This window comes from Teredinibacter purpureus (genome assembly GCF_014217335.1).
In the GTDB taxonomy this organism is placed as follows: domain Bacteria; phylum Pseudomonadota; class Gammaproteobacteria; order Pseudomonadales; family Cellvibrionaceae; genus Teredinibacter; species Teredinibacter purpureus.
The window spans coordinates 4,534,754-4,560,310 of sequence record NZ_CP060092.1 but is presented as its reverse complement, the minus strand read 5'-3'; the positions used below and the strand labels follow the sequence as shown (position 1 = coordinate 4,560,310).

At 45.6% G+C, this 25,557-nt stretch carries 21 protein-coding genes; 16 read left to right on the top strand and 5 right to left on the bottom strand.

All coding sequences use genetic code 11. The features are described from left to right. Nucleotides 1-91 precede the first annotated feature (91 nt). The 8 genes from H5647_RS20320 to H5647_RS20285 all read left to right on the top strand — a co-directional run bounded on the left by H5647_RS20320 (nt 92) and on the right by H5647_RS20285 (nt 8,177). Nucleotides 92-547, top strand: a complete 456-nt coding sequence (locus H5647_RS20320; protein ID WP_045860821.1) for a TIGR03757 family integrating conjugative element protein — start codon at nt 92-94, stop codon at nt 545-547. Further along, a complete protein-coding gene (locus H5647_RS20315) occupies nt 540-1,565 on the top strand; it encodes a TIGR03756 family integrating conjugative element protein (RefSeq protein ID WP_045860820.1) in 1,026 nt (341 codons plus the stop codon). Before H5647_RS20320 ends, H5647_RS20315 begins: the two co-directional genes overlap by 8 nt. Then, nucleotides 1,562-2,917 carry an integrating conjugative element protein gene (locus H5647_RS20310; RefSeq protein WP_082087131.1) on the top strand — a complete coding sequence of 452 codons (1,356 nt, stop codon included), beginning with the start codon at nt 1,562-1,564 and terminating at the stop codon, nt 2,915-2,917. Before H5647_RS20315 ends, H5647_RS20310 begins: the two co-directional genes overlap by 4 nt. Next, on the top strand, nt 2,917-3,261 hold the full coding sequence (locus H5647_RS20305; protein WP_045860819.1) for a hypothetical protein: 345 nt from the start codon (nt 2,917-2,919) through the stop codon (nt 3,259-3,261). The genes H5647_RS20310 and H5647_RS20305 overlap by 1 nt, the downstream gene beginning before the upstream one ends. 3 nt (nt 3,262-3,264) lie before the next feature. After that, nucleotides 3,265-4,470 carry a conjugal transfer protein TraG N-terminal domain-containing protein gene (locus H5647_RS20300; protein ID WP_200911610.1) on the top strand — a complete coding sequence of 402 codons (1,206 nt, stop codon included), beginning with the start codon at nt 3,265-3,267 and terminating at the stop codon, nt 4,468-4,470. Between the two features lie 252 nt (nt 4,471-4,722). Continuing rightward, nucleotides 4,723-6,306 (top strand): peptide chain release factor 3, encoded by a 1,584-nt coding sequence (locus H5647_RS20295; protein WP_045860818.1) that lies wholly within the window; start codon nt 4,723-4,725, stop codon nt 6,304-6,306. A 174-nt stretch (nt 6,307-6,480) separates the two neighbouring features. After that, on the top strand, nt 6,481-7,095 hold the full coding sequence (locus H5647_RS20290) for a lysophospholipid acyltransferase family protein (RefSeq protein ID WP_045860817.1): 615 nt from the start codon (nt 6,481-6,483) through the stop codon (nt 7,093-7,095). A gap of 17 nt (nt 7,096-7,112) precedes the next feature. Further along, nucleotides 7,113-8,177 carry an AI-2E family transporter gene (locus H5647_RS20285; RefSeq protein ID WP_045860816.1) on the top strand — a complete coding sequence of 355 codons (1,065 nt, stop codon included), beginning with the start codon at nt 7,113-7,115 and terminating at the stop codon, nt 8,175-8,177. Nucleotides 8,178-8,217: 40 nt separating this feature from the next. Here H5647_RS20285 and sthA read toward each other — a convergent pair whose 3' ends face one another. Further along, nucleotides 8,218-9,609 (bottom strand): Si-specific NAD(P)(+) transhydrogenase, encoded by a 1,392-nt coding sequence (gene sthA / locus H5647_RS20280; RefSeq protein ID WP_045860815.1) that lies wholly within the window; start codon nt 9,607-9,609, stop codon nt 8,218-8,220. Next, nucleotides 9,606-10,478: an HDOD domain-containing protein gene (locus H5647_RS20275; protein WP_045860814.1), complete on the bottom strand. Its 873-nt coding sequence runs from the start codon at nt 10,476-10,478 to the stop codon at nt 9,606-9,608. Before H5647_RS20275 ends, sthA begins: the two co-directional genes overlap by 4 nt. A gap of 280 nt (nt 10,479-10,758) precedes the next feature. Between H5647_RS20275 and H5647_RS20270 the strand changes: the two genes are divergently transcribed. After that, the gene (locus H5647_RS20270) at nt 10,759-11,967 is read left to right on the top strand and encodes a PleD family two-component system response regulator (protein ID WP_045860813.1); all 1,209 of its coding nucleotides are present in this window, start codon (nt 10,759-10,761) and stop codon (nt 11,965-11,967) included. A 4-nt stretch (nt 11,968-11,971) separates the two neighbouring features. Here H5647_RS20270 and H5647_RS20265 read toward each other — a convergent pair whose 3' ends face one another. Beyond that, a complete protein-coding gene (locus tag H5647_RS20265) occupies nt 11,972-13,420 on the bottom strand; it encodes a protein adenylyltransferase SelO (protein WP_045860812.1) in 1,449 nt (482 codons plus the stop codon). 208 nt (nt 13,421-13,628) lie between these two features. Between H5647_RS20265 and H5647_RS20260 the strand changes: the two genes are divergently transcribed. Then, entirely contained in the window at nt 13,629-14,189 is a 561-nt protein-coding gene (locus tag H5647_RS20260) for a hypothetical protein (RefSeq protein WP_045860811.1), read from the top strand. Nucleotides 14,190-14,306: 117 nt separating this feature from the next. On the opposite strand, the gene H5647_RS20255 is transcribed toward H5647_RS20260, so the two are convergent. Then, entirely contained in the window at nt 14,307-15,482 is a 1,176-nt protein-coding gene (locus H5647_RS20255) for a TonB family protein (RefSeq protein ID WP_082087130.1), read from the bottom strand. A 428-nt stretch (nt 15,483-15,910) separates the two neighbouring features. On the opposite strand from H5647_RS20255, the gene H5647_RS20250 reads away from it, so the two are divergent. From H5647_RS20250 to H5647_RS20240, 3 genes are all read left to right on the top strand, one after another. Next, nucleotides 15,911-16,606 (top strand): cyclic nucleotide-binding domain-containing protein, encoded by a 696-nt coding sequence (locus H5647_RS20250; RefSeq protein WP_045860810.1) that lies wholly within the window; start codon nt 15,911-15,913, stop codon nt 16,604-16,606. A 173-nt stretch (nt 16,607-16,779) separates the two neighbouring features. Beyond that, nucleotides 16,780-17,454 (top strand): flagellar brake protein, encoded by a 675-nt coding sequence (locus H5647_RS20245; RefSeq protein WP_045860809.1) that lies wholly within the window; start codon nt 16,780-16,782, stop codon nt 17,452-17,454. Continuing rightward, nucleotides 17,432-18,040 carry a hypothetical protein gene (locus H5647_RS20240; protein WP_045860808.1) on the top strand — a complete coding sequence of 203 codons (609 nt, stop codon included), beginning with the start codon at nt 17,432-17,434 and terminating at the stop codon, nt 18,038-18,040. The genes H5647_RS20245 and H5647_RS20240 overlap by 23 nt, the downstream gene beginning before the upstream one ends. A gap of 52 nt (nt 18,041-18,092) precedes the next feature. Here H5647_RS20240 and H5647_RS20235 read toward each other — a convergent pair whose 3' ends face one another. Next, a complete protein-coding gene (locus H5647_RS20235; RefSeq protein ID WP_045860807.1) occupies nt 18,093-18,920 on the bottom strand; it encodes a hypothetical protein in 828 nt (275 codons plus the stop codon). 732 nt (nt 18,921-19,652) lie between these two features. On the opposite strand from H5647_RS20235, the gene dinB reads away from it, so the two are divergent. From dinB to H5647_RS20220, 3 genes are all read left to right on the top strand, one after another. After that, nucleotides 19,653-20,726, top strand: a complete 1,074-nt coding sequence (dinB, locus tag H5647_RS20230) for a DNA polymerase IV (RefSeq protein WP_045861585.1) — start codon at nt 19,653-19,655, stop codon at nt 20,724-20,726. A gap of 255 nt (nt 20,727-20,981) precedes the next feature. Further along, a complete protein-coding gene (locus tag H5647_RS20225; RefSeq protein WP_045860806.1) occupies nt 20,982-21,398 on the top strand; it encodes an ExbD/TolR family protein in 417 nt (138 codons plus the stop codon). Nucleotides 21,399-21,598: 200 nt separating this feature from the next. Further along, the gene (locus H5647_RS20220) at nt 21,599-25,555 is read left to right on the top strand and encodes an EAL domain-containing protein (RefSeq protein ID WP_045860805.1); all 3,957 of its coding nucleotides are present in this window, start codon (nt 21,599-21,601) and stop codon (nt 25,553-25,555) included. Nucleotides 25,556-25,557 lie beyond the last annotated feature (2 nt).

Below are 25,557 nucleotides of genomic sequence, written 5' to 3'. Positions count from 1 at the left end.
ATAGGTCTTTTCTGCCCGTACCGTTGATTGTTATTTTTTAACCTCAGATTGCCCATTATCGAGACATTGAATATTTTCAGGAGAAATATCAGTGTTTCAAGTGACTGGGCGCTATGCGCTACTAATAACGTGTGCGATAACAGGATTTGTCTCTTATGCCGATGAGGTTGCTGTTCCTCATTCCACTGTTGTCATTACGTCAGACCAATTTCCCCTTTCGGGTGTCACCGTTCCTCATCAACTGTTTAATTTGGATGCTGTTGATCGTATTGAGCAGCGCTTAGGCAAAAACTTACCCGCTGATGAAGATAAGGCCTTGGCTCTTATGAAGCAGCGTATTGCGGGCGTTGGGCAATCACAATTAAACCAAGAATTACGTGAGGCCTATCAGGCATTAATTCTCTCGATGCAATACGGCCTGGATCGTTACCCTGCTGTTATTTTTGATCAGCAAGTGATTGTTTATGGGGTGACGGATCTGCACGCGGCAACAAAACAGTATCGCCACTGGCTGAAAGAAACGCAGGAGGTGGTTGCTGATGACTAAGTGTGCGTGGAAAGGCTTTAGCACCGGATTGATAATTCTCTTGTTGTCGAGTCACAGGCTACAAGCCGTAGAATTAGAGCCAACAACATTAACGCTAAGCAACATTGCCGGCGCAATGACATTGGATCAAACATGCCTAAATTATTGTATTACCGGCGTGTGTGTTTGGCTGAGATGCAGTATTTATGAGTGTGACATTGAAACCAGCATCCGGGTGAGTCATTACAACCCCGATCTTATTGTCAGTGTTTACGATGAGCCAGGTGATAATCCGTGGGAGGAAGCGCAATCAATATACGGTTCATTGGAAAGTCAGGGAGCTGATAGTTTTGTGGGGCTTTTTCACGATGCCTTTGTGGGCGGTGGACACCGAGTTGAAGGCGGCAATCCCAATACTGATCACAGTTTACGCTTCAAAGAAGCCACGGCAATTGGTCACCCGTTTAGTTCATTAACGGATTCGATAGCGGACAGTGGTTATTACTGTCCTTCAGAATCGGAATCGATGGAGCCCTATTTATCATCGGGCTTTGATGCGCTGGTATGGCGTTTGGGACTACCCGAAATGCTGTACCTGCTTAACTTGCTGCCAGGCCGCCGTGTTGTTGGCTCCGGTATTCAGCAGCAATGGGGGCCGGTGTGGCCTCGCACAGGTTTTATCAACCAAAAGGACGATGTGAAAGCTGCCGCTGTTGTTGCGCAGCGTGTGGGCAATATCGTGACGCAAACCCAACAGCCGCATGTTTATAACCCACTGAATGGCAATAACTACAACCGCACTTGGCTGCCCGGCGAGCTGGTCGAGAACGATCCTGATACCGGCGTTTGGCAAATGCTGGCTCCCAAAGTTGATACGCAATGTTATGCCTTTGGTGAAAACGATGTGTATTCACAGTCATGGTCTACGGGTAGACAATCGGAAGACAACCGCTATGCCTTTGCGTTATGGCGGCCTTATGAGTGCTGTGAGGCCAAGGGCGCGTATCTGTTTACGGTGCCGGTGGAGGTGTGTTTATGAACTGCATAAGCAGAGTATCCACTCAATGCTGCCGTGCATATCTTATCACTATTGGTCTTTGTCTTTGTGCCATCGGTACGTCAGTACGGGCCGTAGAAGCACCTAATGATGACAGTCTGTTTTATTACAAAATAGGCGGTGGCCGAGATATTGCTATTCCTCCCAGCCTCAACATTACTACCCTTGATTTTTCTCTGAATGGACAGGCTTCTGCCCTCAGTTGCAGTGGCTTCGACCCGATGGTGGCGATTGAAAGCTCCATGGAAAATATTCGTAACGGTGTGGACAATGCGGTGAATGCTATTGAACTAGCAGCGGCTGCTGCCATTGCCAACTTACCGGGCTATATCCTGCAAAAAGCCAATCCGGGTTTATACGACTTATTCCAAAATGCACTGTTACGTGCCAATGAAGCGTTTTCGTTAGCGACCAAAAGTTGCGAGCGCATCCAGTATGAAATTAGCCAAAACGTCAATCCCTATGATGAGTGGATTACGATGAGCTGGGGTGACTCATGGAAGCAGTCAGTGGGTGTGGGTGGTGCCAATATACACGAAGCGGTAGAGGATGCCGAAGACGCGCCAGAAGACGGTATTGAATGGGTAGGGGGTATACGTCAGGGCGGCGCTAACCAACCACCTATTCATGTGCTGTCCGATGTGGCCAGTGCAGGCTTGAATATATTGTCGCAGCGCTCACCTGAAACACAAAGTGATTTGCCTAGCAGTGCGCCGTTGTATCGGCATTTTACTGGCCCAAATGAGGTGGATGAATGGATCAATGAAGTGCTGGGTGAAATTGAAGTGGGTTTGTGTGAAACCTGTAGTCGGGGTACTCGCCCTGGCAAGGGTTTAATGCCCCATATTGAAAAAACCGCCGAAGATATTATCCCGTTATTAGTGAGTTTAGTCGCTGGTGCAACGCAACCCACTCGTGAGAACTTGGAGGAGGTTGAAGCCCCCGGTATTGCGATCACCTTGCAAGTTGTTTTAGCTATTCGCAATCTGCCACCACAAGAACAATCGATTTTGATTAATAAATTTTCACAGGAAATCGCTGAAGCGCGAGTGATGGAAGAGGCGATGATTATCCGCCGATTATTACTGGCCGGTCGTAAAGAGGGTTATGTGGCCGCTAATAAAATTGCCCAAAATGAAATTACGCTGGCATTGGATGAATTGGACAGTGAAATCCGCAATGTTATTTTTGAAAAAGATAGTCGCAGTCAGTTTGTTACTTCCACCGTGATTGAGTTGTTGCTGCGAGACAATGCGACCCGTCAATCGTCAGTGAATACACCAGCAGCGGTGTCATCGGATTCTCGACCCCTTAAAAATGGCGGGGTGCAATAATGAACCTCGCTACCCTAAAGGAGCAATGTCTGTTGTGGCTTTGGACGCTGATGGGGTTTGTTGTGTTACTGGTCGTCGGGTTTATGGTGGCACTATGGATGGGTGAAGAGCATCAAGCTGTTCAGCAGAAATTTAATCAATTACCTTGGGCCTTGTGGCGAGGTTTTGGTTATGGCGTATTGCTGTTGTCATGGCCTCGTTTAGTTAGACTCGTCATCAATTACCGCCAGTCCACATGCCGTGGGCAATCCGTGAGTCGTCGGCCACTCATCATCTTGATCGTGCTGTATGAACTGCTACTGGTTCAAAACCCATTGGCTGCATTATTTCGGTGGGTGGGGTAGACGATGGCCGTTGATAGCACGCTTGAGTTATTCACTACCTTGTTTGGTTGGCTGTTTTACAACAGCACCTGGGATGTGTTGGTGGCGACTGGCATGGTCTTTTTGCCGTTCCTGGGTATCTTGCTGGATACGATTATTCGCTCTTATGCGGGGGAGGATGCGCAAGAAGCGGGTAATACCACGTTGCGTATTATTGAAGTCGAGTTTTTTGTGGCGTTCTTTGTCATCGTTATTGCCGCTGTACCGGCTACGCCGTTGAATGCGGTGGATTTGTCTTTTACGCCGCGTGCTTTGATTGGATCGTCTGCACAACCGGTAGCAACGGTAAATAATTCCCGCACTACCTATGGTGGGGGTATTTCGTTTAATGGTGCGCCTGCGACCGTTAAGGTGCCGGTATTCTGGTTCGCAGTGATGAGCTTTAGTTCAGGGTTTAACCGTGCGGTGATGGAGTCGGTGCCACCCACCTTAAACTACCGGGGTTATGTAGATGAACTGATCGATGCCAAAATCAGTGATCCCACGCTACGCCATGAAATTAATGATTTTTTCAGGGATTGTTTTGTTGAGGCTCGATCTAAATATTTGGCGGAACGACCTACCAGTGCGGCTATTACTAATTTGTTAAACCGCTATGGTGTGACTGATCCTGATTGGATCGGTTCTCATGTCTATCAGGAAATACCAGGTTATTACAATGTGATTCGTGCTGATTCAGTGCGAGAAGGTTATCCGTGGTCAGCACTCAGGGACGTAGAGTGGGATGCCAGCAATGCCCCCATCTATGGCAAGCCGTTTTGTACGCAGTGGTGGCAGGGTATTGAACAGTCCATTCTCAGTGAATTGGGCGATTTGGATCTACTGTCTGCTGCTGCGGAGCCGGGTTGGGACCCCGCACCACGCCGGGACGCGATTATTCAAATGGCGTTAATTAATTCGCCACCGCGTTGGACAACACGGGGTTACGATTTTGCCTATGGCAACTTGGTGGATTTCAGTGTGGGTGACCCCGGCATTATATTGAGCGGGGAGGTGCCGCCGGTATTTCGTAAGCTCAGAACAGCTGAATATGGTGTTGACCACAGTGTTATTCAGCAAGTTTTGAAAAACCTTCATGCGATTGGGTTGCTGGAAGACGGGAAAAGAAATAGCTATAAACTCAGAGAAGGGCTTAAGCTAAATGATATGCATGAAGAGAAGACGCAATAAGGGCTCTGCGGTCTACTTCACTTACGTTTGGAGCCAGTTGTTCCGTACCAAAATTATAAAAGAGCTCTCGGCTAGTATGGCAGCCTCCATAATAGGATGTCAGTAGATAAATAATTGTTTAAGTTTTGGATACTACCTGACTTCAAGCTCATTTCAGGGCAAAATACCCGTCATTTTTTAGCTTCTATATTATTGGGGCAAAGTAGATTTACAGTTGCGTACATAATTGCGTACATATTCGGAGTTAAAAGTTTGTCGTATAGTAATTTTGTCAATGAAATCAATAAGAGAAGGACTTTTGCAATCATCTCTCACCCGGATGCGGGTAAAACAACCATCACCGAGAAGCTTCTATTGTTCGGTAATGCGATTCAGTTGGCCGGTTCTGTAAAAGGAAAAAAGGGTCCGCATGCAAAATCCGACTGGATGTCGATGGAGCAAGAGCGCGGTATCTCCGTTACCTCTTCTGTTATGCAGTTTCCTTACAAAGGGCGTGTTGTTAACTTGCTGGACACGCCAGGGCACGAAGACTTCTCGGAAGATACCTACCGTACGCTAACGGCGGTAGATTCAGTACTGATGGTCATTGATGGAGCGAAAGGTGTCGAAGACAGAACCATCAAACTAATGGAGGTCTGTCGGCTGCGTGACACACCAATCCTAACATTTGTCAACAAAATGGACCGAGATATGCGCGACCCCATTGAGGTGATGGATGAGGTCGAGTCAGTATTAAAAATTGCTGCTGCACCCATTAATTGGCCCTTGGGAATGGGCAAAGAGTTTAAGGGCGTCTACAACCTCTACACTGATACTATCCATGTGTATAAAAGCGGGCGTGGCCACGCCATCCCTGAAGACCTTACCATTCAAGGGTTAGGAAGCCCCGAAGCAGATGAATTGTTAGGCCCATACGCAGAGGACATTAGGGATGAAATTGAATTGGTGCGCGGTGCGACGCATCAATTTGAGTTAGAGGAGTATTTGGCTGGGCGCTTAACGCCGGTGTTTTTTGGGACCGCCTTGGGTAATTTTGGTGTACGCGAAATGTTGGATGGCTTCGTTGAATGGGCACCCAAACCTCTTGGCCGAGTCACCGAAGAGCGCTTGGTTGAGCCTCACGAAGAAAAATTTAGTGGGTTTATCTTCAAAATCCAAGCGAATATGGACCCGAAACACCGCGATCGCATTGCGTTTATGCGTGTATGTTCAGGTAAGTACACTAAAGGCATGAAGATGCGTCACGTGCGTTTAGGAAAAGATGTCAAAATCGCCGATGCCGTTACATTTTTAGCGGGTGATCGTAGCCATGTCGAAGAAGCCATGGCTGGGGATATCATTGGCTTGCACAATCACGGCACCATCCAGATTGGCGATACATTTTCCAGTGGTGAGGCATTAAAATTCAGCGGGATACCGCATTTTGCGCCAGAATTATTTAGGCGAATTCGTTTAAAAGACCCTTTAAAAACCAAGCAATTGAAGAAAGGTTTACAGCAATTGTCTGAGGAAGGCTCGACACAGGTGTTTTTCCCTCTCAACAATAACGATATTATTGTGGGAGCCGTAGGGGTTCTTCAGTTTGAAGTGGTCGCGTACCGGCTGAACGACGAGTACAAGGTAGAAGCGCTTTATGAGCCGGTAAATGTTACCACCGCACGTTGGGTTGACTGCGACGATGAAAAAAAGCTCTCTGAGTTTAGGCGTAAGTGTAGTGATAATTTAAGCATTGATGGCGGAGGCCATCTCACTTATCTGGCGCCTACAAGGGTAAATCTATCGTTGTCGCAGGAACGATACCCTGATGTTACGTTTAGAGGAACAAGAGAGCACTAACATTTGCGTTCGTGGGATGCAAAGTAGGGTGTGACGTAAGTTTAAAGAGGTAATACGGAGCGTTAGTATCGATAGGGTATCTTTTTTGCCCATAAATAGGGATGCACATGGAAACGGAATGTCTACAGGAACCGGGGTACAAAATAGAACTAACCGTGAAGGTCGAGACAACATATGTCACAGGAAAAGAAACACACACATTCGGTAATCCCCGATACCCCTGCAAATATGCCTCGAGCAGGGGGGCGTTTTCGTCGGTGGTTAGGGCGAACATTATTACGGCTTTCGGGTTGGCGTCTAATAGGCGAAATACCCAACAATAAAAAATTAATTTTAGCGGCGGCACCACATACTTCGAATTGGGATTTTATCCTAGCCATGTTAGTGGTTATGGCTTTGGGGGTTCGTGTCTCTTATTTAATGAAAAAAGAAGCGTTTATTTGGCCATTTGCAACATTATTTAAACACTTAGGTGGCATACCTCTAGACCGCCACGCAGCGGAAGATACGGTTGAACAAATAGCGGGTTGGTATAGAAGTCACGAAAAGGTATGGGTGGTAATAACACCCGAAGGAACTCGGTCTAAAGTTGATAAATGGAAAACCGGTTTTTTACGTATTGCCGCGGCGGCGGAGGTTCCTGTTCATGTGGTGGCGTGGGATTACCCTACGAAAACAATGATTTTTGGCCCAAAGTGGCAAACTACCGGCGATCATGTTAATGATGCGCAAAATATTCGGGATTATTTAACAGATAAATACCGGGGTAGAATCCCCGATAATCAATAATTTTAAAGGCATCGCATATGGAACAGCGTTCTCCCATCACGGTATTTTTAATCGGCTTGGCGGCTTTTATTGTAGTCGTTGCAGGAATGCGTACGGCTGAATCGTTATTAGTTCCGTTTTTACTTTCGCTTTTTATCGCCGTTATTTGTACGCCTCCATTATTGTGGATGAAATCGAGAGGTTTGCCAGGCTGGTTGGCGATGCTCATTGTGGTTGCCAATATAGTCGTTGTTGGTTTGGTTATTGGTGTAGTTGTTGGTTCCGCTATTGGGGATTTTCGCCAAGATCTCCCCTTATATCAGCAACGGCTAACCGAATTGACTGCTGGTTTATTTGAAAAACTATCGGCCCTAGGCGTTGATGTCGATGCACAACAAATTCGCTCGAGTTTTAACCCTGCGGCAGCGTTGTCCGTTGCAGGAAATACGTTAGCGCAGTTAGGTAATATGATGACCAACGCGTTCATGATACTGCTAACCGTTATATTCATTTTGGGAGAAGAAGTCGGTTTTTCAGAAAAGCTCAAAAGCACCTCTCAAAACTCAGAGAAAACCATTGCTGCCATAAAACAATTTTCCGCTGGTGTTAATCGTTACATGGCCATAAAAGCGTTCATGAGCTTTTTGACCGGTAGTTTGGTGCTTATATGGTTGTGGATACTAGGCGTCGATTACTTTGTTTTATGGGGAATGCTTGCCTTTTTACTTAACTTTGTTCCAACACTAGGGTCTATTATTGCCGCAGTGCCAGCCGTTTTGTTGGCAATAGTACAGCTGGGCTTTGGGGAAGCCGCCTTGGTGGGAGTCGGTTTCTTGGCGGTTAATTTTGGTGTGGGCAATATTCTCGAGCCACGAGTGATGGGCAGAGGGTTGGACTTATCAACATTAGTGGTTTTTCTATCATTAGTTTTTTGGGGGTGGGTGTTGGGCCCAGTCGGAATGCTGTTATCCATTCCTCTCACCATGACGGTCAAAATTGCACTGGAGAGTTTTGATGAAACACGCTGGATCGGCGTATTACTCAGTTCCGGCAGAGGGCTTATCGAAACGCGATTAGTCTTAGATAAGCTCGAAGCAGACTAATAGCTTGTCTGTCGGTGAGGCCCGTCCAAAACGGGAGACTCTATTTTCGTTGTCGAATAATTTCCAAGGCGGCAGCACGGTAGGCTTCTGCCAATGTCGGGAAATTAAAAATACTTTCTACAAAAACATCCACGTTGGCGTTATTGAGCAACGCCATTTGGCCTATATGAATGAGTTCGGTTGCGCCTTCTCCTACAATCATTACGCCTAGTAGTTTTTCACCTTGCGGATCACTGACAATTTTTAGCATTCCGTCTTGAATGCCCGAAATTTGACCTCGTGCTATTTCATCAAACTTGGCGATCCCGACTAAAACGTCGCCGTGTTCTTGGCGAGCTTGTTTCTCGCTTACACCAACCGATGATAATTCTGGAATTGAATAGATTCCTACTGGAATAGTGTGGTGCATAATACCTGGGTCGATACCTAAGGCATGGCAGGCCGCGCGTCGGCCTTGTTCCATCGATGCCGATGCGAGTGATGGCGGGCCAATAACGTCACCTGCGGCGAAAATTCCGGGTACGCTCGTGTTTAACTGTGAATCTACAGTGATCAGGCCGCTCTCATTCAGCGCAAGCCCTGCATTCTCTATCTTTAATTCTTTTACATTGGCTACACGACCGGCCGCACAGAGTAGTTTCTCTCCTTCAATTTTCTGGCCTTCAGCCGTTTCTATAACGACCGCATCAACACCATTCCATTGAGCGCTAACCACCCTCGTTTCGCCTAGCCACGTACCGCCCATGTGCTCGAACCCACTGACAAAGGTATCGGTAAGGTCGCTGTCTAAAAAGCCTAGTGGACGAGGGTATTTATCAATCATGGTTACGGCTACGCCGAGAGCTTGAAATATAGACGCGTACTCACTGGCAATAACCCCCCCGCCCAGTACCAATAAACTCTTGGGGAGATACATCATGGATAAAATTGAGTCACTGTCGAACAAATATTCGTGATCGATAGGTATGTTGCTAGGGTGTCTCGGGTGAGAGCCTGTCGCAATTAAAATATTCTCGCTGCAATACGTTGTATGGTCGCCTGTTACTGATGTTACTTCTATCTCAGTTGCAGATAAAAACGTTGCACGGCCGTGAACAAGTTCAACGTCATTGCGTTCTAGTTGGCGACGCATGTAACTATCGTGGGCGAGCAACACCTCGTTTAAACGATCAATAAGCGTGGCAAGCTCTATATCTTCAGGCAATTCAAAATTGGCTAAGGCCGCATTCAGGCGCATGTTACGCACGCGCAGCGCGTTCTCTCTCAGGGTTTTAGATGGAATAGTACCTCTATGTACGCAGGACCCACCCAGTTCTCGCGTTCTTTCGATGAGGGCTACGGTCTTCCCTGATTGAGCGGCTTGGACAGCGGCTTTCTGTCCGGCAGGGCCGCTACCCACTATGAGCATATCGTAGGGTAGTGCGGTATTCACGATCGCATTGCCTCCATGGCAGATTTAACCTGGTCTTCTTTTTCGAGTAAATCGAGAACTTCGTCTTGATATAAGTTGAGTTCGGCTAACACTGGATGAGCTACAAGTTGATCGCGGGTAAGGCAGCCCTCCGTACCTTGTTCGCACATTGAGTGGCTCGCAAATTCGGCGCCGGCGATGGCGATCATGGTTTGAGTCATCGCATCGCCAGCGGCGCTATAATCATCAAAATAGCGTACAACATCCCTCACGATAGTCGGCATCTCCCATTGTTCCACTACCTTTACGCCTATGTCGCGTTGATATTTTTCCTCAAGTGCGTACACGGATGTTGTATCGAGTTTAATCCCGCAGGTTGTAGCAGCTTCAAGTGCCGTTTGTACCGCAACAGGGCGGCCGATATCGTGGAGTAACCCCGTAATAAACGCAGCTTCGACATTTCTTCGCGACGCCCGCGCAACCTCTTTCGCCCACAATCCAGACATTAACGAATAGCGAATTTCGTACTGAATATGATCCTCGTAGCCGGGGGTGTTAAATAGGCTCGAGTTAATTGAGGCGGCCAACGCTATCTCGGAAATGAGCTTCATTCCTAGGCGAGCTATGGCTTGTTGTAGTGATACTAAACTATTGTTGGGGCTGTAAAGCGCGGAATTGGCGACCCGCATAACATGTCCGGCGAGGGTTTGATCGCTCTGTATGAGCGTGGCTAGTTCTGCCGCATCGGAATCAACATCTTGAGTGAGGCGTACAACGCGGCCCGCGACCTCGGGTAGCATGGGGACCTCAATATGATCACTGTTTATCTGTTCGGTAATAGTATTTTCTATTTGACTCAAGGTGTTGGTGGGAATGGTTTCTGCGGACATGGGTTAGCCTTGCGTAAATTGAAGAACCATGAATGGTCTATTAAATTTAGCACGTTGCCACAATAGCAGGACGATATTTAAATAAATGTCGTGTTAATCCATATAGTCTAGAGAGCGGTATTTTGGTTTTTTTAGGCCGATTACCCATTGGAAATTAAGAGCGGCTTGAACTAGATTTAAAAGGTTTATGTGGTTGGAGTGGTGCACTACACGCTATTTTAGGCGCCATTTAATTAAGGCCGTAATCTACTCCAAGACAGAAAAGGAGCTGGTATTAGCAATGAATTCACACAAAATTATAGTGTTAGAAACGGATAAACTCTCATCTTTAGGGCAAACTATTGTTGAACATTTTGCCGCTAAAGAAGTAACAAGTGTATCGGAAACTCTGCAGCTTCTAACCGAAGACAATTATAGAGCAGTAGTGTTTGACTGTGTTAATGAAGGTAGTTTAAATCTAGGTGTATGTCAGGAGCTATTAGACAGCGATGTGTTAACGGATACGCCGCTCGTTGTGATTACCGAAAAATATACACTTGATGATAAATTGGCTGCATTTGAAATTGGTTGCGATGACTTTTTTGATACCACTATTAATGGTGAGGAAGCGTGTGCAAGAATTACAAAAAGTATTTTCCATCAAATCGCTAACCATCAGCTTAAATCTCGCCTGGAACTCGCAAATCAAACTGCACACACGGCAATGTCCGATAACAGCGACTTGGGTGCTAATATTCAATTTCTTTTGGCTGTTCACGACTGTGACAATTTAGATGAACTCGGTCAATTGCTTTTTAGGACGCTGGGGCGTTACGGGCTTCACTGTAGCTTGCAAATGCGCAGCTTGATGGGAGATAAAGATATGGAAGCCCACGGCATGGCCAAAGATCTAGAATCTCAATTACTAACACAGCTTGCTGCAAATGGTCGGTATATCGATTTTGGTAATCGCACCATCGTTAATTTTGATCGTGTTTCGTTGCTAATAAAAAATATGCCCATTAACGACGCCGATAAATATGGTGCAATAAAAGATAATACTTTTTCCTTGTTACAAGGATTGAACGCTAGAATTGCAGTGTTAGAAGATAAGCAGCGTTTGATTGATGAAAAAACAGCGCTGCGAAAATTATCTGAGGATGTAGGGTTAGTGATGGTAACGATAAAGGACTCTTACCAGAAAGTTATGTGCGATATTGTTGATGAAGTTGAAAATGTTGCTGAATTGATCCAGGGGCGTGTACCAACATTAGCGTTAACGCTCGAAAACGAACGGTTTCTGGAGGATATTGCGTTACAAGCAATAGTGCAGACAAATCGAATATTCAATGATGGCCTAGCGGTAGATGAAGTTTTTGAGAAGCTAGAAGCCGCGGTAGAAAAAAGTTTGACCACGGTTGATGAGAGCAGCCATGACCTTAAAAAAGATAAGCCCTCAGAATCGCCCGAAAAGGGTGTGCAAGACGATGCGTCTGTTGAGTTGTTCTAGCGTATTAAGACGAGCAGCTGACCTGAATATTTTTTGCCCAATCTGGGGGCGTATCTGCATAATGATCCAGCGTAGAATGCTCATTATAAGGGTCGCTCAGTACTAGTATAAGGCGCTCTAGTTCCGAATAGTTGTTGCTATAGGCTTCTCGAATGGCTTGTTCTGCAAGATAATTCCTTAACATGAACTTTGGGTTACGCGAGAGCATTGAGGCTTCTATCTCTTGCCTCGAGCAGCCTTCTTTATTCCAGTTTTCTTGATGGTTGTTTAGCCATAGAGGCAATTCAGTTTTCCATGCAGTATTGTCGCTTAACGACAACAAGGTTGCTAGCCAGTCATCGTTCGTAAGGTGGGATAGCCCTCGGAAAAACCGAGCGTAATCAATGGCATTTTCTTCTAATAGTTTAAAGAGCGCATGTAAATGTGAGTCGTGCTCGGCGGTAAGCTTTTTTATGCCAAGCTTTAAACCAAATCGACGGTTATAGCTATCACGTAAAGCGGGCTGATATTGCATAAGGATATCCCTAGCGACGTCACGGTCCACAAGAGAGCTCATTGCAAAGGCAAGGGCATTTAAGTTCCAAAGGCCGACGCTAGGTTGTTGGTCGAAAGCATAACGTCCTTCTGTATCTGAGTGATTGCAGATATAACCTGGATCATAAGCTTCCATAAAACCGAAAGGTCCATAGTCCAGCGTTTCACCCACTATACTCATGTTATCGGTGTTGAGTACGCCGTGAGAGAATCCTTCGGCCTGCCATAAGCCAATGGTCTTGGCTGTAGCGAGGGTACTCATTTGTAGTAGCATTTCGTATTTGTTCGAATTGTTTGCGTGTTCAGGAAGGTAGTGATTAACACAATAATCGGCTAGCGTTTTAACCTGTTCAAATTGTTGCGTGTAATGAAAATATTCAAAGTGGCCAAAACGAATATGGCTCTTTGCCACACGCGTAAGAATGGCCGCGGGCTCAATAATTTCCCGTTGCACGGGGTTATCACCACGCACAATACATAAGGCTTCTGTCGTTGGAATATTAAGTGATTTCATGGCGCCGCTGGCAAGGTACTCTCGTATGCACGATCGTAGTACCGCGTAGCCGTCGCCAAAGCGTGAGAATGGTGTTGTTCCAGCGCCCTTTAGGTGAATATCTCTAAGCCCTATAGGTGTACTGACTTCTCCTAGCAAAACACCTCTGCCATCGCCTAACTGCGAAGAGTAGCCGCCAAACTGGTGACCGGCGTAAACCATTGCTAAAGGTGACGCGCTCGTAGAGAGATGATTACCACTGAAAAGTTGCAAATACTCGGCTTGTTGTTGCCATTCTTTTTTGAGGCTAAGGGTGCTTGATAACTCAAGGTTTGTAATGACAAAGCTCGGATTGGTGAGTCCTCGAGGCGTTACAGGAGAGGAGAATTTATCGCCCAGCTGATGAAAATTGGTTAGAAACTGCATAGTTAATAGGATTGCTCGGCCGGTCGATAATGTTTGATTACGAACAGGTCGCAATTCTCGTCAATAGAGTCTGTAGAACGTCTAATCTGACTTTAAGACTACCCTATAACGGTGATAACATCGACCACCAACAAACTTAGATTCTAGAGTGTTAGTTAAAGTGGTTAATTAACGCTCGAAAGTATGGTCCACGAAGAGCTACGTATGTATGGAGAATAAAGACCTTGTTTGGGATTTAGACGTTTTTAAGCGGCGTCAGATAGCTCAAGAGTTTGTTATGGGCTTTGAAAATCATCTGTGTGTTTATTCTGGTTCAGTAGAACAGTTGTATACTAACTATAATATTTTTTTCCCAAAAGAAGAGAATCGTAAATTAGTTATTCTTCCTAACCCCTATGCGCATCACGATACTTTACAAGGTATTATCGAGGGCGCGGTCCGGCCGACAGGCCTATTTATTGTTCCCGCTGACACTGATGGTAAGTCTAATCGCCTCAATATTATATTGCCGTTAAAAACGGCAAATAAAAAAGGTAGGGCTGTTCCTCTTGAGATTGGCTTGAAACTAATAAATCAAAAACGGCCTGCGGGGAAACCTTTTTTGCCCGTTTTGGTTAAGGGCGATTTGAGGGAGCTAAACGCCGAGACACCGTGTTTACATCTGCATATGATTAACTTAAGTTACTTGCCAAGGCTATCGGAATTAGAAGTGGCGGATATAGAGCGTGTGGTATTGGAACGGCTTGAGAAATTAGCCGCTAGACGATAACGCTTAGTATTGCAGAGATTAGAATACTCTATAGCGTTGTGCGTTAAAAAATTACCTTGCACACAAAAAAGCCGCTTAATACGCTTAAGCGGCTTTTTTGTGTGCAAGGCTTACAGATTAATTTGTGAGCCTAAAGACGACGGGCAAGGTAAAGGTGAAATCATTACCCGATATTGAGTCAGGCATGGGGGGAAATGGACTTGCTTTTTTGGCTGCTTTTACAGCCGCCTTGGTCAAGGTAGGATGTTTTGCCTCTTCGATAATCTCAACGCTATTAACCTTTCCGCCTCGGTCTACGGTAATACTCAAGCGAACGTTACCCTGCCAGGAGCGTTCAAGCGCGCGTTTTGGGTAAGATAAATAGTTATTAGACCATCTTTTTAAGCTGGCAATGTAAAGCTGCTGTGACAATAGGCTTTCGGCTGTAAAGTCCAGGTCTTCTTCCTCTTCATCCATTAAGTCTGCATCCAAAAGCGCCAATTGTGGAGCCTCCTCCTCTGGTGCCGCAGTGGGTTCTACCGCCGTAACAACGTCTACAGGTGCCGCCGGCTCGGGAATTTCGGGAATCGTTGGGGCGGGGGCAACTATTTGGGGCGGAGCAGCAATAGCAGGAGCAGTGCTGGCGCTAACAGCTGGTACCGTACTGGCGATTAGGGGAATGCGCTTTTTAATATTACGTAGGCTTTGCTGAACAAGGGCAACACGTTCGTCAGTTGGAGTGATGCTATCGAATCGAGAGCGGAGCCCTTCATCGATACTACCTTCAGCGAGCAGGTTGTCGCGAAAATCAGATGAAAGTGGAACGGGGCCTATCCAAGTGCGCAACAATAAATCGAAAAAAGTAACGTCGGGAATTTCGCCTAGTTTAATACCATTTAATAGCACTGTAACGTTATCGGAGCTGCGTTCGATGGTGAAAATATCACCAGCGATTAACTTTATTTTAAGCAAGTTACTGAAGTCGGCCATCTGCTGTGCATGCTGCGTCAATTCTGATGAGCTTGCATTAATAGCCATGCCTTCAATCCACATGCGTTTAAAGCTTCGCGCTGATATCCTATCGGTTAATACTCGTACCTGAATCTGCTTTTCTTCACTTGAAAGCAATATGGCACGAGAACTTGAGGAAAGGGTGGTTACGGAGAGCCCAGCGATAAACTGCTCTTTTCCGAGTTGAGAGTGAATTGAAAGGCCATTTAGCGCGGTGTTGGCTATCGCATGGCTACACAATATCTGTAAGAGAAGAGCAGCGATTAGGTAGCCGGTTTGTTTCAAGTGTTTAAAATTGCACATATGAGTCCCGTAAGATGAGGCGGTACTTACCGTATTATTGTATTTAGTGTGCCGTTTTCAGGAGGGGGGGCGGAAGATACACAGCCTCAGAATACTTATTAGTAGCGCAATAGTGGCTCTAATGAATGCACTGAAGTTGGAGAATAGCCTCCCCTCTATCCCTGTAACTAAAGTACCACTCTACACAATTTTCAGACTAACTCAACCCTAGGAATGACAATGCTTCCGAGTTAGATCAATGGGAGTCGTAATAGCAAGTGACGGTTGGTTCGGAGCAATGGGGTCTCGTATGAGTGTGATGCGAGTTGTGGCCAGAGAAATCAATTAAACATTTCTGCTATAAATGGACTTGTAACACGGAAAATCATTACTTTTTTATCAACAATCGCACCCGCTCAGTTTGAACCGATAATAAGGCGTTTTTTGTTATGGAAGTACACCCCCTACATCACTATCAACAAGATTCATTGGATAAGCTTCTATCCTCTATTCCTTTCTATAAAGGCGTAAAGCAGCGAGACCAGTGGCAATATGACGTGTTGATGAGTTATTCACGTATCATCGAGTATCGACCAGGGGAGGTGTTACTTGAGCAAGGCCAAAATGACCAGTGGCTATACTTTCTTTTGCGGGGTCAACTGGCGGTCGTTGTTGGAAGTGGAGAAACGGAGCGTAAGGTCGTTAATTACATTACTCCCGGCGAAGTGTTTGGTGACTTGGCCGTATTGATCGACCATGAGCGCACTGCGACAGTAGTGGCCGACCCTCATTGCAAGTCTGTGTTGGTTTTTGGAACGGATTTCCAAGTGTTTGGTGATCTGGCCGATATCCACAAAATTACCCTCGCGACCAAATTAGAATACTATCGAAATATGGTGCATAACTTACGTTGGAAGTTAGAGGTCTATCGCATGTCTTACCCAGACCACTCTTTCGCATCGAACCATCGGAAGGTTAAACTTTATTCAGGCAAAAAAGATACCATCGATGAATTGAAAAGCCTTGATGAACAGGCGCGCGCCCTAGCTCGATTACTCGTCGATTGGAATTTTGAATTTGATCGCTTATCTATAACGCCCCGCGAAAATATTGATTACACAACACTAGTTGCTCTGGGCAGCTAGGCGGCCTTATTTCACCGCTGATACTTTTTATCAGCGGTTTCAACTCCTCTCTCTTTAGCGCTCACAACCTCAGATCGCTGCAAGCTCCTATCGGATCAACTATTCTAATAACTCTTGCCATTGACGCCCACCGTCCTGGCTGTTGAATAATCGATAGAAGTGCCCTGAATACTATGTCTGACAAGCAATTACTTTCGTTTGAGCAGCTCAACCTTAAAATGGGTCAAGTCATCCAGATACACCCCAACCCGGGTAAGTCGAGCGACCGTTTTGACTGCGTACTTGTAGGGTGCCTTCCTGGCGAAGCCGTGATAGTAACGGTACCGGATTCGGGCCATTTTCCGCCACTAAAGGAAGGCCACAAAGTAGTGATAAGGGTCATGAGCTCTAATGGCGTTGCCTTGTTTCCTACGGTTGTATTGCATATTGCCGATATCCCAATTTATCTCGTTTATCTTGATTTCCCTCGAGCAATACAATTTAAGTTGGTCCGTAATGCTTCGAGAGTTGATGTGGCGCTGCCTATACTCATTAGTAATCCCGCACAAAAAAGCATTCGCTCCGAGCCTGGACGAATCACCGATATTAGTATTGGAGGAGCCATGGTTAGCGTTAGTGAAAATATTGGCACTATGGGGGATATGATTGAAATAAAAGGTAAGTTTGATGTTGCAGGTATTAAGAGAACACTCGGTATTCAAGCTGTTATTCGGAGTAAGGTTGACCAAACGGCGGATACGTATCAATTTGGCGTACAGTTTGATGAAAGTGATGAAGATAAATTATTGGTTTTGTTTGGTTATATCTTTAATGCGATGGCAATGGGTGACCCGAAAAATATTGAGTAGCTATGCGCTACTATTCTTGTTCGCACTAAGCATTAACGCATCGTCTTTAGATGAATCTCGTTTATGGTTGCCCGTAAAATATCACCCCTACTACCTCGACTTAAAAGAGTCGGCATTGGCGGCCGAAAAGCTGGAGGTTTGTACGGAAGTATTGCGAGGAACCTTGGATAGAGAGCAAAGTAAGCCAGAGCGCCCTATTTATCGCATATTGTGCCGCAGGCCAGATGGATTGAGTTACAACGAAATGGTTGATGGCCTAACAAAGAAAACGCTAACCACCATTGTTCGCGAAAATACCGAGCCGACAGAACAAGAATTAGAGGAAAAAAGACGAATATCTGAACAAATAAAGCAAGGGTTTAGGATAGCGTGTGAGGAGGAGTTTAATAGGAAAACAGAATTTATGATTAATCTCACACTGCAAACAGCTCATGATACCGAGCCTGTGTATTTCGATGAGAAAACCGCAATTTTCATTACTGAATTTGATGCAAAGGGGATTTCGGGCGAAAAGTTGAAGTACCGGTCACAATGTGAGGTGGGAGAGGGGCAACCCGTAAGGTTGTCGATAAAGCCTCGAAAATAACGTTATAGATAAAAAAGGCGCCGATAGGGCGCCTTTTTTTAGGTACACACCATTAAGCTTTTGGTGGACGACCACGACGCTTGGGAGCGGCTTTCGTTGCTGCTTTCTTGGCCGCGGCTGGGCGACCTCGTTTACCTGCAACTTTTGCCTTTGGTGCTGCTTTTTTAGCGACCGCTGGGCGACCTCGCTTTCCTGCAGCGGGCTTAGCTTTAGCTGCTGGTTTTTTTGCCTTTTTTACAGAAACCGCTTTTTTAGCCTTTGCTTTTGCGGCTGCAGCGGCTTTCTTAGCCTTCGCTTTCTCGGCGGTAGCCGCTTTTTTAGTCGCGGCCTTCAATTTGGCGGCAGCTTTTGCGGTTGCGGCCTTCTCTTTTATTGCGGCTTTCTTAGCGGCAGATTTTGCTTTAACAGCCGCTTTTTTAGCCGCTATTTTATCGGCAGCAGCGGCCTTTTTGGCGGCGGCCTTGTTCGCAGTGGTTACTTTCTTAATATAAGCGGCTTCTTCTTTCGCTACTGACTTGGCGAGAGCGCTAGCCTGAGCGGCTGATGTTTTAGCTTCAGAAAGCGCTGATTTTGCTGCAGACAGGGCGGCTTTATCAGTTGCCGCGGTTGCGGATGCTGCCGAAGCAACTTTTCGTGCTGCGGCTAACTGCTTAGCTTGAGCGGCGGTCTTCTTTTTGCCTCGAATAGAGGCTACTTTTGCTTTTGCAGCGGCTGCTTTCTTCGCGGAGCTTGAGGCTTTCGTCGTAGTCGATTTAACGTCTGCTGCGACAGTCTTTAATTTTGCTTCTCTTGCTTTTTCCAATTTAGCCTTGAGAGCTGAAAGTTCTTTTTCAAGTGCTGCTACTGGATCCACAATTTTTTTTGCTTTTTTAGCGGCCATAGTAATTACCCTTACCCTTATTTGATTGTACCTATGAAAGTTGTAGCACTACATTACGAAATAACAAGAAAATTTCAAGTTTTTTCATCAATTTACGGCGTTTTTGTAGTGTTTTTTTTTAAATATTGCATTTTATTTGCGTATATTGAATAAATTCAACAATCAGCACTTAATTTATCAATGACTACATTCAGTTTTGATGGCGCGAAAAAAATAAAAAAATGTCAGAAAGATAAATTTAAGAATGAATTAAAAGGATTAATAGCGCATTTATTTTGTAAGGAACTGACAAAAAAGGTCAGATAATACGGCGAAGATGACAAGAATATTTCTGGGGTAGTTGGAATTCATGAAATTGATGGCCGCAAAACCAATGTCTTTTACATCAGTAAGTGAGATTCACATTGCCTGTGTTAGGTGAATACGAGAGTCGTTCCTATCTACGTTAAAATACGTTGAACATGGGGTGTTGGTATTAAGCTTAACTCGAACTCGTTTAGGGGTACTCAAATCAAATTAAAAAATTGAAAAAACGCGTGTATTTATGTACAGTTGTTTGTGTTGATTGATCAACAATTAAGATCGTTTGCCATTCGACGTAATTTAATCTGCTCGTTTTTTTTAATATTCACATTAAATGGGTTTTATTGGCTTTTGCGGCCAGATCAAAGTAATGGTTTGCTTCCAAGCGGTTAGTCCTAGGTGCAAAACTTGCTGAATGACGTTAAGCCAATGAAAAAAATTATCCATATTGATGCAGATTGTTTTTTTGCCGCGTTAGAAATGCGTAAAAATACGCGCTTAAAGGATATTCCTATTGCGGTAGGCGGTGATCCAGGGCGTCGTGGCGTCATTGCGACCTGCAATTACATGGCTCGACAGTTTGGCGTTCGTTCCGCAATGGCCTCTGCTTACGCAAAACGATTATGCCCCTCCTTGGAAATACTGAAACCAGATTTTGATCTGTATCGACAAGTATCGGCCCAAATGCGAGAGGTTTTTCACCGTTATTCAGACGTCGTTGAGCCTCTTTCTTTAGACGAAGCGTATTTGGACGTATCGCAAAGCGATCATTTTGGTGGTAGTGCAACGCTCATCGCGGAAGATATACGAAAAAGTATTGCAAAAGAATTGGGTATTACGGTATCTGCAGGCGTTGCCCCCGTGAAGTTTTTGGCTAAAATTGCAAGTGATTGGCGAAAGCCGGATGGTCTATTTACGGTAGTACCGGATTCGGTCGAAACTTTTGTGGCGCAGTTACCGCTTTCGCTTTTGCCCGGAGTGGGGAAGGTTACAGCAGAGAAGCTCGCGCGGCATGGGCTGCATAATTGTCAGGATATTATCCATTCGGATCCAGAGTTCGTATTAAAACGCTTCGGGAGTTTCGGTGTTCGCTTAATGGAACTGAGTAAAGGTGTTGATAACAACGTCGTCCATGCGAGTAATACGCGTAAATCTATTAGTATTGAACGCACCTACCCCGAGGACGTGAGTAACGTTGACGAACTTTCAACATGTTTAAGCGACTTAATATCCGGTTTAGAAGAGCGATTTTCCAAGCTATCAACAAAACATTATGTGAGTAAAAAATTTGTAAAATTGAAGTTTGATAATTTTGAGCAAACGACAATGGAAACAACTATTTCTCGGCACGCAGATCTATTTTCAATGCCTGACTTTCAACGGTTGATGCAGTCCGGTTGGCACCGGCAAAAACGGGGTGTTAGGTTGATGGGAGTCGGTTTTCGTTTAACCCCCCTGCAAGAGTGCGCTGAACAGCTTGTGCTGCCCTTCATTTCGGACTAAATAGCTATTTTGGGGGGTTCGTTTAAAAAATGAGCGCCCTCGTTAGTGGATGCAAAGAGCGAGCAGATCGCTAAAAGTTCGTGTAGAATGCTTCTTCGCTGAGAGGGATTGACTGCTGCAAGGCAGCATGTGTTGTGCCGAGTACCGGCTTAAACCACCCTTTTGGGCATTGAATCGCTTTTTGCTGTTGTATAACAGTGAATCCCCGCCTTGGAAAAAGGCCGCGATCTTCATTATCGATTTGGAGAATAAACCGTGAGTCGTAGAAAACGTAAACAGTCGGCAGAAGATAAAGCCGAGATCGATTTGACCCCAATGCTGGACGTTGTGTTCATCATGTTGATTTTCTTCATTGTTACAGCGTCGTTTATCAAGGAAAAATCCTTGGACTTGAACGTACCAGAGAACACTGAGAATTTGCCGCCCCCCGAGACGGAAAGCAAGAGTATATTAGTACAGATAAACGCAAATGATGAGATTTTCATCGATCAGCGTCGTGTTGATATTCGCTCTGTTCGTTCGTTGATTGCACAGAAGAGTGCCGAGAACCCCGAAGGCGGTGTTGTTGTTATGGCGCATGAGCACGCTTCCACCTCTTCTTATGTCGCAATCGCAGATGCCGCTCGCGAAGCGAAAATTTATAATGTATCCCTGATTCCACGCAAACAGTAAGTGTTTGCGTGGTTGAAAAAAGCCGCTTTTAAGCGGCTTTTTTTATGCCTGCAATTCACGGACATAACCGGGTGAAAGGGCACTGAGGCCTACTTCGACGGCTATGGAGCGTTTGTGCATGTGGCGGTTAATAAGCGTGTGAGGGCTGTAATAGAGGGCTACACTTTAGATTCTGTTCTTGCTAGCTTAATTTGCACAACATGCCGCATCCCATTTCTTTGTCTACTCTTATTATGTTGGTATTCGTTGCAGTCACAAACGCTGCGACAGCCGGTATTGCGCTAGGTAAAACCAATGTACACCCTCTCTACCTAGACGATGACACCCTTGGCAGTGATTATACGAACACCGTGGTACGTACCGCAGACGGCTATTTATGGATAGGCACGGATAACGGCCTAAAACGGTATGATGGCTATCAATTACGCAATTTTGTCTACCAGCACGATGATTTAACGTCTATTGGCACTAATTCTATTTCGACGTTACTGGTAGATGACGTTGATAATTTGTGGGTCGGTGGCCATGTGCTTAGCCGCTACCATTCGGAAACTGAGTCTTTTGAGAATTACGATTTTTCGGGTGGAGCGTCTATATGGGCGTTACATCTCGACAAAAAAGGCATTATGTGGGTGGGTGGCGAAGGGTTTGGTTTGCGCGGCTATGACCTTGAGACAAATGTGTTACTCCATCAGTTTTTCAGTGCGCCAGATGCTCGATTTATTAACGCGATAACGCCGAGCAGGGAGCCCGATTCTTTATGGGTTGCGTCCAGTGCTGGCCTTTTTCTCTTTAACACCCAAACAACAACGATTGAACAGTACATTATTCCCGCCGACTTGGCCGCCGGTATCGATAGTATTCGCGACTTAATTGAGGCTGACGACGGGAAAGTTTGGGTTGCAACGCTGGAGGGCGTTGTGGTGCTTGATCCTGTTACACGGGCAGTGAGACGGTATTTTGCCGACGGAAATGCTGGATCGCTCAAGGCTAATACCATTTGGTCTATTTTTGAGGATTCAAAAGGTCAAATATGGGTGGGCACCGATAAGCAGGGCGTACATCGTTATCGCCCTGACGACGATAATTTTTCGCAAGTGGCCGTTTCCTCCGTTGATGAGTTCGCTTTCCCTCCTGGTGCCGTGCAGGATATCTATGAAGATGACGAAGGATCAATGTGGTTTGCAGTGTCGCATTTTGGCATACGTCGTATCAGCGAGCACCTTGAGAAATTTGCAACGTTGCAGCACAGCGAAACGGCCGACAATAGTTTGGCATTGAATAATGTTTTAGATCTACACGAAGATGGTCGGGGTTATATTTGGATAGCAACTGACGGCGGAGGGTTAGATAAATTTAACCCTATTACAGGAGAATTTACACATTTTCGTAACGACCCAAACGATAGCACCAGTATTAGCAGTAACTCCGTTCTTGCCATAGAGGAGGACGATCAGGGGTTTTTATGGATTGGTACGTGGGCAGGAGGGTTAAACCGGCTGGACCCTAATACTGGCGTATTTACTCAATACAGTCGAGAACCTAATAAAAATAGTACGCAGACCATTGGCAATAATAATGTTTTTCGTATTGAACGAAGTTCGAACGGTTTATTGTTTTTAAGCTTATGGCGTAAAGGGCTGCAACTTTTCGACCCAGTAAACGGCACATTTACGCCGTATTTCCCCGGAGGGGAAGGGAAGGAATCGGGCATCAGTACCTATTCAATTAATGACATAGAGTTTGCGCATGATGGGCGAGTATGGATAGGGGGCCACGGCGGCCTAGATATATTTGATCCACAGAAAAAGACATTTCAATCCATGGCCATCCCTTATGTAGAAGGCATTTTCGATTTATATGAGGATAAATTACAGCGTTTATGGATCGCGACCTCTAATGGTTTTATTCGTTACGAGCCCGCCACTAAATTGTATAAAACCTTCCAAAAGGCCGATGGCCTCGCTGATGACTTTGTCACCTCGATTGAAGAAGATGCCTCGGGGTACCTATGGCTGGGCACGCGAAATGGGTTAAATCGATTTAACCCAAAAACGGAGACGTTTGAACTGTTTGATGATAGAGACGGGCTAGCTGGGCGATTGTTTAATCGGTTCAGCCACCTCAGAACACGGGAAGGTATTCTTTATTTTGGCGGCGCGGAAGGTGTTAGTGTTTTCGACCCAGAGCATTTACCGAAAAATAAGGTACCGCCCAATGTCCATTTAACGCGTTTTGAATTGTTTCAGCAGCCGGTGCTACCGGGCGATATAGAGCAGTTACCAAAGCATATAAACTTCACTCGCTTGATCGAGCTTCCCTATGGCCAGCAGGATTTTACGCTGGAATTTAGCGCGCTTAACTTTATCTCGCCGATGAAAAACCAATACCGCTATAGGATGGTTGGTGTAGATGATAAGTGGGCGTTGACCGACAGTCAGCGAAGAAGGGCCAGGTATACTAATTTATCGCCGGGTAAGTACTTTTTTCAAGTTCAGGGCTCTAATAATGACGGTGTGTGGAGCGATGAAGTAAAAGGGATTGATATTGTTATATTGCCCCCATGGTGGCAATCGTGGTGGGCGAGATCGACATTTTTCTTTGTCGTATTATCGTTGATGTATGGTTTTAGTTATTGGCGATTACGCGCCAATACGCGTCGGCAGAAAGAGCTGAAATTACTCGTAGAAGAGAAAACAGACGAACTTGAACAGGCGAGTGAATACGTCAAAGTATTGAATACTGAGCTAGAGCAACGCGTCGATCAGCGAACGGGTGAATTGTCGATAGAGGTGGAAGAGCGGCGCATTGCTGAGGCAAAATTATTTCACATGGCCTTCCATGATGCGTTAACGGGGCTTCCGAATAGACAGTGGTTAACGCAGCACTTGGAGCAATTGATTGAGCGTGAAGACGAGACCAAAAAATTCGCATTGTTTTTTCTCGATGGTGATCGATTTAAAAAAGTGAATGATACACACGGCCACTTATTGGGTGACCTGTTATTGGTTGCGGCTTCTTCGCGATTACAGGAATTACTACCCAAAGGCCATCACGCGGTGCGCTTGGGTGGTGATGAATTTACGGTATTGGTGGATGAAGTCTTGTTTGAGGAAAGTCTCATCCAAATTGCCGAGAACATTATTGTCGCGTTTGACAACGCATTTTTCATCGATCAGACCCAAATGTTTTTTCGCGTAAGTATCGGCATGGTGCTGTGCGAAGGGCAGTATACGAAACCTGAACAAATTCTAAGAGACGCAGATATTGCAATGTATCGCGCAAAAGAAAATGGGCGTGGTACTTTTCAGGTATTCGACTCTGCCATGCGAGAAACAACGTTAGAATTGGCCGAGCTAGAGGCCGATTTATATAAGGCAATGCAGCAGCATCAGTTCTTTATTGTATTTCAGCCCATTGTAGAACTCACAGATGGCAGCCTTACGGGGTTTGAAGTTTTATTGCGTTGGGAGCATCCCACGCGAGGCATGGTTCCACCGGACAAATTTATTCCCGTGGCTGAAGAGTCGGGGCTCATTTTGGAACTCGGCCTCTGGGTATTGGAGCAAGCCTGTCTTCAGTTAGAGCGATGGGGGAATATGAGCGCAGTGACACGTTTACCGAGTATTGCCGTTAACCTTTCTCCTCATCAACTAGGTCAACATGACCTTATTGAATCAATCGATGCCATTCTCGAAAAAACGGGTGTGCATAGCCATCATTTGAAGTTGGAGATTACCGAGACGGCGCTAATGGAAAATACGGATAGCGTTAACCAGATACTCGAGGCGCTGCGCGACAGAGATATTGAGCTAGCCATTGATGACTTTGGTACTGGCTATTCGTCGCTCAGTTATTTAGACCAGTTGCCGGTACAAGTACTTAAGATCGATCGAAAGTTTGTTGATGGGTTAGTGGATAATGAAGACGAAAGCGGCGGTGCGCAGGAAATTGTTCGTGCAACGATTTCGTTGGCCCATAACCTTAATATTCGAGTAGTCGCTGAAGGTATTGAAACGCAAGAACAGTGGGATATTTTGGCAAGCTATGCGTGTGATTTTGGTCAAGGGTATTTAATGGCGAGGCCACTGAATGCCGAAGACGCAACGGCGTTCTTATTGGCTGAACATATGTCCGAGAAAAAAGGCCTTGCGTAGTG